General features: G+C 72.9%; 6 protein-coding genes. 3 read left to right on the plus strand and 3 right to left on the minus strand.

Translation table 11 applies throughout. From position 1 onward, the window contains the following. The first annotated feature begins 161 nt into the window (after positions 1-161). Both AB0K51_RS16440 and AB0K51_RS16445 read left to right on the plus strand, forming a co-directional pair. A complete protein-coding gene (locus AB0K51_RS16440; RefSeq protein WP_363455096.1) occupies positions 162-1,190 on the plus strand; it encodes a phosphotransferase family protein in 1,029 nt (342 codons plus the stop codon). Position 1,191: 1 nt separating this feature from the next. Further along, positions 1,192-2,403, plus strand: coding sequence for an acyl-CoA dehydrogenase family protein (locus tag AB0K51_RS16445; RefSeq protein ID WP_363455099.1), 1,212 nt, complete (start codon positions 1,192-1,194; stop codon positions 2,401-2,403). 99 nt (positions 2,404-2,502) lie between these two features. Here AB0K51_RS16445 and AB0K51_RS16450 read toward each other — a convergent pair whose 3' ends face one another. The 3 genes from AB0K51_RS16450 to AB0K51_RS16460 are packed head-to-tail and all read right to left on the minus strand — an operon-like array spanning position 2,503 to position 5,032. Further along, positions 2,503-3,471, minus strand: a complete 969-nt coding sequence (locus AB0K51_RS16450; protein ID WP_363455102.1) for an NADPH:quinone oxidoreductase family protein — start codon at positions 3,469-3,471, stop codon at positions 2,503-2,505. Beyond that, positions 3,468-4,280, minus strand: coding sequence for an SDR family oxidoreductase (locus AB0K51_RS16455; protein WP_363455104.1), 813 nt, complete (start codon positions 4,278-4,280; stop codon positions 3,468-3,470). Before AB0K51_RS16455 ends, AB0K51_RS16450 begins: the two co-directional genes overlap by 4 nt. Beyond that, positions 4,277-5,032 (minus strand): SDR family oxidoreductase, encoded by a 756-nt coding sequence (locus AB0K51_RS16460; RefSeq protein WP_363455107.1) that lies wholly within the window; start codon positions 5,030-5,032, stop codon positions 4,277-4,279. Before AB0K51_RS16460 ends, AB0K51_RS16455 begins: the two co-directional genes overlap by 4 nt. A gap of 144 nt (positions 5,033-5,176) precedes the next feature. Here AB0K51_RS16460 and AB0K51_RS16465 point away from each other — a divergent pair, with 144 nt between their 5' ends. Then, the gene (locus tag AB0K51_RS16465; protein WP_363455110.1) at positions 5,177-5,794 is read left to right on the plus strand and encodes a TetR/AcrR family transcriptional regulator; all 618 of its coding nucleotides are present in this window, start codon (positions 5,177-5,179) and stop codon (positions 5,792-5,794) included. Positions 5,795-6,165: the final 371 nt, after the last annotated feature.

The raw sequence follows: 6,165 nt of genomic DNA on the forward strand, positions 1-6,165 counted from the left end.
TCGTCGGGCGTCGGTGCGGCTGCTCGTTCAGTGCGGCTACTCGTTCAGTGCGGCTACTCGTCCGGTGCGGCTACTCGTCCGGTGCGGCTGCTCGTTGACAACGGCGGTCGCGCGGATGATCCTAAGCAAGCGCTTAGTCACCCCCACAGATCCCCTGCGAGGTGTCCCCGATGACCACCGCTCCGCCCGGCCTCGACCTCGAACGGCTGCGTGCCCACCTGGACGAGGCCCTGCCCACGCCGACCGCCGGACCGCTGCGGGCCCGGCTGTTCGAGGGCGGCCGGTCGAACCTCACGTACCTGCTGGACGACGGGGTGTCGCGCTGGGTGCTGCGCCGCCCGCCGCTCGGGCACGTCCTGGCGACGGCGCACGACATGGCGCGTGAGCACCGGGTGCTGTCGGCGCTCGCGCCCACCGCGGTGCCGGTGCCGCGGCCGGTGCTGCTGGTCGAGGACGCGTCGGTGGTCGGCGCGCCGTTCTACCTGATGGAGTACGTCGAGGGGACGGCCCACCGGGACGCGAAGACGCTGGCGGCCCTCGGCGAGTCGCGGGTGCACGCGCTGGGCCTGCGCCTCACCGACACCCTGGTGGCGCTGCACGCCCTGGACCCGGACGCGGTCGGGCTGGCCGGGTTCGGCCGCCCCGAGGGTTTCCTGGAGCGCCAACTGCGGCGCTGGGGCAAGCAGTTGGACGCCTCGCGGAGCCGCGAGGTGGCGGGCGTGGACGAGTTGCACGAGCGGCTGGCGCGCACCCTGCCGGACTCCCCCGCCCCGGCGCTGGTTCACGGCGACTACCGGCTGGACAACGTGCTGGTCGGCCCGGCCGACGAGATCACCGCGGTGCTCGACTGGGAGATGTCCACCGTCGGCGACCCGCTGACCGACCTCGGGCTGCTGGTGATGTACACCGAGCTGGCCCGCCGCTTCGACGGCGTGCTGCCGGGCGCGGCGCTGGCACCCGGGTTCCCGTCCACCGCCGAACTGGTCGGCCACTACGCCGCGGCCTCGGGGCGGGACGTCTCGGGGCTGGGCTGGTACGTGGGCTTCGCCTCGTTCAAGCTCGCGGTGGTGCTGGAGGGCATCCACTTCCGGTACACCCAGGGCGGCACGGTGGGCGCCGGGTTCGACCGGGTCGGTGAACTGGTGCCCGCTTTCGTGGAGTTCGGACTCGACGCGGTCAAGGAGAGCTGACATGGATTTCGCCTACGACGCCCGGACGGTCGAGCTGCTCGGCGAACTCGGTTCCTTCATGGACGAGTTCGTCTATCCGGCGGAGCCGGTGCTGGCCGAGCAGTTGGCCGATCCGAAGCGCGAGCCGTGGTCGATCCCGCCGGTGGTCGGCGAGTTGCGGGCCGCGGCGAAGGCCCGCGGCCTGTGGAACCTGTTCCTGCCGGGCGGGCTGGGGGCCGGGCTGACCAATCTGCAGTACGCGCCGCTGGCCGAACTCACCGGCCGCTCCATCCTGTTGGCGCCCGCCGCGGTGAACTGCGCGGCGCCGGACACCGGGAACATGGAGCTGCTGGCCCAGTTCGGCTCGGCGGAGCAGCGCGAGCGCTGGCTGGCGCCGCTGCTGGCCGGGGAGATCCGGTCCGCGTTCGCGATGACCGAGCCTGAGGTGGCCTCCTCGGACGCCACCAACATCACCACCCGGATCGAGCGGGACGGCGACGAGTACGTGGTCAACGGCCGCAAGTGGTACATCACCGGCGCGATGAACCCGGACTGCCGGGTCTTCATCGTGATGGGGAAGACCGATCCGCAGGCCCCCGTCCACCAGCAGCAGTCGATGATCCTGGTGCCCCGGGACACCCCGGGCGTCCGGGTGCTGCGCGGGATGCGGGTGTTCGGCTACGACGACGCGGACCACGGCGGGCACGCGGAGATCCTGTTCGAGGACGTGCGGGTGCCGGCGGCCAACCTGATCGGCGCGGAGGGGTCCGGATTCGCCATCGCCCAGGCCCGGTTGGGGCCGGGCCGGATCCACCACTGCATGCGGGCGATCGGAATCGCCGAGCGGGCCCTGGAGTTGACCTGTCGCCGGGTCAACTCGCGGATCGCGTTCGGCCGTCCGCTGGCCGACCAGGGCGTGGTGCAGGACTGGATCGCCGAGGCGCGGGTGCGGATCGAGCAGGCCCGGCTGCTGGTGCTGAAGACCGCCTGGCTGATGGACACCGTCGGCAACCGCGGCGCGCACACCGAGATCCAGGCCATCAAGATCGCGGTGCCGTCCACCGTGGAGTGGATCCTCGACAAGGCGGTCCAGGCGCACGGCGCGGCCGGCGTCAGCCAGGACACCGTGCTGGCCCAACTCTGGGCCGGGAACCGGACCCTGCGGCTGGCCGACGGGCCGGACGAGGTGCACAAGCGCTCGCTGGCCCGCCGGGAGCTCAAGCAGTACCGGTGACCGGTGCCGGCCGTACGCGCGCTCATGCGTACGGCCCTCGCCGCGCGAGACGTAGCCGGGGGCGGCCCGTTCGGGCCGCCCCCGGTTGCGTGTTCGGTGCTACGGCAGGATCGCGATCCGGCCGGTGGTGGAGCCGCCGGCGACCCGGTGCACGGCGTCGGCGGCCGCGTCGAGCGGGAGCCGCTCGGAGATCAGCGGGCGGACGACGCCCTTGGCGGCGAGGTCGGTCAGCTCCCGGTGGCAGGCGACCACGGCCGCCGGGTCCTGGACGTTGTACAGGTTCCAGTGCAGGCCGAGGACCGAGTAGTTCTTCACCAGGGCGTGGCCCAGCGGCGGCGCGGGGATCTCGCCGGACGCGAAGCCGACCACCACGATCCGCCCCTCGAAGGCGATGCACTTGGTGGAGCCGGTGTAGGCGGAGCCGCCGACCGGGTCGTAGACCACGTCCGCGCCGCGCCCGCCGGTGGCGTCCTTGACCGCGGCGACGAAGTCCTCGACCTTCCGGTCGATCACCACGTCGGCGCCCAACTGCCGTGCCACCTCGGCCTTCGCGGCCCCGCCGACGACGGCGATCACCGTCGCCCCGGCGGCCTTGCCGAGTTGCACGGCGGCGCTGCCGACGCCACCGGCCGCGGCGTGCACCAGCAGGGTCTCGCCGGGGGCGATCCGGGCCCGCCGGTGCAGCGCGAACCAGGCGGTCTGGTAGGCGATCAGCAGCGTGGCGGCCTCGGCGTCGTCCAGGCTGTCGGGGGCGGGCAGCGCGGCGGCGGCGTCCACCAGCGCGTACTCGGCGAAGGCGCCGGCGGGCAGCACCGCGGTGCCGATCACCCGCTCCCCCGCGCGCGGACCGTCGACCACCTCGCCGCAGAGCTCCAGGCCGGGGGTGAACGGCAGCGGCGGGCGGACCTGGTAGAGGCCCGCCGCCATCAGCGCGTCGGGGAAGTTGACCGCGGCGGCGCGGACCTTCACCAGCAGTTGTCCCTCGCCGGGGACGGGCTGCTCAAGGTTCTGACGGAGCGTCATGGCGTCGAGTGGACGGCCGAGTTCGGCGACCTGCCAGGCAATCATCGGGTCTCCTGTCGTGCCTCGATCTGCTGCTGGAGCCGGTTCATCCCGTGCAGCCAGCGGTCCGGGGTGGTGGCGCGGGCCGCATAGTACTCGGCGACCTCGGGGTGCGGCAGGATCAGGAACTCCCCTGCGGCGACGGCGCGCAGCGCGGCGTCCGCGACCTGCGCGGCCTCGATGGCGGCCGGGGCGAGCAGCAGTCGCCCGTACTCGCCGGTGCCCTCCAGCATCCGGGTGCGCACGCCCTGCGGGCAGAGCGCGTGCACCTGGACGCCGCGGTGCCGGTAGGTGGCGGACAGCCATTCGGCGAAGGCCAGGGCGCCGTGCTTGGTGACGGCGTACGGGGCGGAGCCGAGCATGGTGAGCAGGCCGGCCGCGGAGACGGTGGCCAGGAAGCGGCCCTCGCCGCGCTCCAGCCAGTCGGGGAGCAGCAGTTCGGCGGCCCGGACGTGGCCGAGCACATTGACCTGCCAGGCCTGGTCCCAGGCCGCGGGGCCGGCGTCGGCTCCGCCGGTGGTGGCCACGCCGGCGTTGGCGCAGTACAGGTCGATCGCGCCGAGCGCGGTGCGGGCGGTGTCGATCAGGGCGGCGACGCCCTCGGCGCTCGCGGCGTCGCCGGGGGCGGCGGTGCCGCCGATCTCGGCGGCGACCCGGCGGGCGGCGTCGGCGTCCACGTCGTTGACCACCACCCGGGCGCCGGCCTCGGCCAGCGCCCGGGCGAGCGCCTCGCCGATGCCCGCGCCGGCTCCGGTGACCACCACGCCCTTGCCGGCGAACAGTGCGGCCGGATCGGTGAGTCGACGGTCGGTCACAGCCCGCCGCCGAGGGTGACGCCGCCGTCCACCACCAGGGTCTGGCCGGTCATCCAGCCGGCGTCCGCGGAGAGCAGGAAGGCGACCGCGCCGGCCACGTCCTCGGGTAGGCCGAGCCGGCCCAGCGGGTAGGCGCGGATCACCTTCTCCTCGCGGCCCTCGTAGAGCGCCTCGGCGAACCGGGTCTTGACCACGCCGGGGGCGACCGCGTTGACCCGGATGTCGGGGCCGAGCTCGGCGGCGAGCTCCATGGTGAGGCGGATCAGCGCGGCCTTGGAGACGCCGTACATGCCGATGCCCGCGGAGGAGCGGATGCCCGCGATGGAGGCGACGTTGACCACGGCGCCGCCGTTCTCGCCCATCCAGGCGGCGTGCGCGCGGCGGGTCCAGGCCAGCGGGGCGAGCACGTTGACGGCGAGGATCTTGGCGGCGGCGAGCGGGTCGGTCTCCAGCACCGGGCCGTAGACCGGGTTGATGCCGGTGTTGTTGACCAGCAGGTCGAGCCGGCCGAAGGCCTCCAGGGTGCGGGCGACCGCGTCCTCCTGGTGCGCGGGGTCGTCGGACTTCCCGGCGACGGCGATGGCGTGGTCGGGCCCGCCGAGTTCGCGCACCGCCTCGTCCAGGGTCTCCTGTGTGCGGGCGGTGATGCAGACCTTGGCTCCGCGCTGGACCAGTTCGCGCGCGATGCCGAGCCCGATGCCGCGGCTCGCTCCGGTGACCACGGCCACCTGGCCCTTGAACGACAGTGTCATCGCCGTACCTCTCGGGGTGTTTCGCTGGATGAGCTCACGGGGGATGCTCGCATGACTAAGCGCTTGCTTAGCATCTTGGCGACGGGCGACACTGTCAACCGTCCGCCCCCGGCGCCGCCCGAGCCATCTGCGAGGATTGCCACCATGACCGACCCAGCGACCGCCGCACTCTGGCCCGGGGAGCGCACCGAGGCCGCCCGGCGACTGCTGCTGGCCGCCGTGGACTCCTTCGCCCGCCGCGGCTACCACGCCACCACCACCCGCGACATCGCCACCGCGGCCGGGATGAGCCCCGCCGCGCTGTACATCCACTACCCGTCGAAGGCCGCGCTGCTCGCCGAGATCTCCCGCACCGGCCACCAGGCCACCCTGGACCTGGTCGAGCGGGCGGAGGCCTCCACCACCGACCCGGTGGAGCAGATGCGCACCCTGGTGGAGTCCTTCACCACCTGGCACGCCCGCGGCCACACGGTCGGACGGATCGTCAACCTCGAACTGCACGCACTGCCCGAGGAGGACTTCGCGGCCGTCGCCGAACTGCGGATCCGGATCGAGGAGACGGTGCAGCGGATCATCGCCCGCGGGGTGGCGGAAAGCCTTTTCCAGGTGCCCGACCAGCGCATCGCCGCCCGCGCGGTGACCTCGCTCGGCATCGACGTCTCCCGCTGGTACACCGAGCGCAGCAGCGAGTCCCCGGAGGATCTCGGCCGCCACTACGGGCAACTGGTGCTGCGCATGCTGGGCGCCCCGGTCACCGACTGACAGTGATGATGTTCCTGGTGATGTTGCCAGCGAGTCTGACCCATCGACTGACTGACGCCTCGGCTGTCCTGTTTGCGATTTGTCGGCTCGTTGGCGACGTCATCATGCACGCGGCCGGACGGGCGTTTGTGACTTCATAGGAGCCTGGCCAGAGGCCCCGTCACTGTCTTGTCCACCCGTCCGACCGGCGCGTGCCGCCCTCGGCTCGGACAAGCGACTAGGACGGACATGACCAGCATGACGCACGACGGTTCGGGGATCACCGGCGGAGTCGACACTCACGGCCTGACCCACCATGCGGCGGTCATCGACCTTCTTGGCCGGCATCTCGCCGATCGGGAGTTCCCGGCCACCGTCAGCGGCTACCGGGA

The sequence above is a fragment of the Kitasatospora sp. NPDC049285 genome (assembly GCF_040678815.1).
Taxonomy (GTDB): domain Bacteria; phylum Actinomycetota; class Actinomycetes; order Streptomycetales; family Streptomycetaceae; genus Kitasatospora.